Origin of the sequence: Streptomyces sp. SID3343 (assembly GCF_009865215.1) — a bacterium.
Lineage (GTDB): Bacteria > Actinomycetota > Actinomycetes > Streptomycetales > Streptomycetaceae > Embleya.
In genome coordinates this window covers 1-1,604 of record NZ_WWJX01000893.1, presented here as the reverse complement: position 1 = coordinate 1,604, position 1,604 = coordinate 1, and the positions used below count along the sequence as shown (strand labels likewise).

Sequence of the window (1,604 nt, the reverse complement as noted above, 5' to 3'; positions counted from 1 at the left end):
CTCGGCGTTCGAACTCAGTATCTTCCCCGCCGACTTGGACCCGAGCCCGCCGTTGCTGGCCCTCGTGCTCCTCGCGGTGCCGGCCGCCTCCGTCGGAGTAACCCTGCTGGCCCTGCGCGGCGTGGTGATCGAGCCGCTGGGCGTGGTGCGTACCGCGGCGCCGACCCGGCGCCGGCTCTGGTGGCGGCTGCTCGTGCCGCTCGCCGGTGTCGCGTTGCTGGCCCCGATGATGGGCCGAGGCACGGACGGCGGGAACTTCAACGAGGTCCAGGTGATCGGTGGCACGGTGCTGCTGCTGGTCGGCGTCACGGCGGTGCTGCCGTGGCTGGTCGAAGCCGTCGTGCGTCGCCTCGGTGGGGGTGGGTTGCCGTGGCAACTCGCGGTGCGGCGGCTCCAGTTGGGCAGTGGCGCGGCGGCTCGCTCGGTCAACGGCATCGCGGTCGCGGTGGCCGGGGCCATCGCGCTTCAGATGCTGTTCGCCGGTGTCGAGGGCGACTACGTCAGGTCGACCGGTCAGAACCCGGACCGGGCGCAGGTGTCGGTCTCGGCGGATGCCAAGCTCGGCGGTGATCGGATCGAGGCGATCACCCGGGGCATCAAGGAGACCAAGGGCGTGCGCGGCGCGACCGGTTATGCGACCACCTCGATGGCCGGTTCTCCCTCGGATACCGCGTCCAGTACTTCACTGACCATCGGGACGTGCGATTCGCTGCGCGAACTGGCCGTGGTCGACACGTGCGTCGAGGGTGACACCTTCGTGCTGCCGGGGCTGGACCAGGAGAGCAATGCGCTCGTCCGGCCGGGCGCCAAGGTGTTCATCGACCCGAAGTACGGTGCGCAGGACGAGTACGGCAAGGCCACGCCGTGGCAGGTGCCGGCCGGCATCAAGCCGGCGTCCCTGCGTGGGGACGCCACCGGCCGCAAGTACTACGGCGTGTTGACGACGCCGAGCACGTTGCCGGCCGGGGCGGCGGGAAGTCTGTCGTACTCGGTGGACGTGCGCCTGGACCCCGCCGTTTCGGACGCGGACGACCGGGTGCGCAACACCGTCGGTCGGATAGATCCGCTGCTGTACGTCTACAACCTGAGCGAAACCGAGGAGAGCAAGCGGTTCGCCAATGTGCGCAAAGGCTTGCTCATCGGCACGACCGCTGTGTTGCTGCTGATCGGTGCGAGTCTGCTGGTGTCGATGTTGGAGCAACTGCGGGAGCGCAAGAAGCTGTTGTCGGTGCTGGTCGCGTTCGGCACCAAGCGCACCACGCTGAGCTGGTCGATCCTGTGGCAGACCGCGGTGCCGGTCGTGTTGGGCCTGATCCTGGCGGTGATCACGGGAGTGGGGCTCGGCTCGGTGCTGCTCACGATGGTGGATCGTCCGGTCGCCGTGGACTGGGCGTCCATGGCCTCGATGACCGGGATCGGCGCGGGCGTGGTGCTGTTGGTCACCGCGCTCAGTCTGCCGCCGCTGTGGCGGATGATGCGGCCGGACGGGCTGCGGGCGGAGTGATTCGACCGGGTGCGGGTGTCGGTCGGGCGGGGTGAATCGGCTGTGCGGGGTTGGCTCGGCTGTGTCGGGTTGGACCGGCGGTGTGAACCGTTTGTGCAGG

At 69.3% G+C, this 1,604-nt stretch carries 1 protein-coding gene; it reads left to right on the top strand.

All coding sequences use genetic code 11. The features are described 5' to 3' along the window. A partial coding sequence (locus tag GT354_RS27635; protein ID WP_346012197.1) for an FtsX-like permease family protein occupies positions 1-1,504 on the top strand: 1,504 nt, incomplete at its 5' end. Positions 1,505-1,604 lie beyond the last annotated feature (100 nt).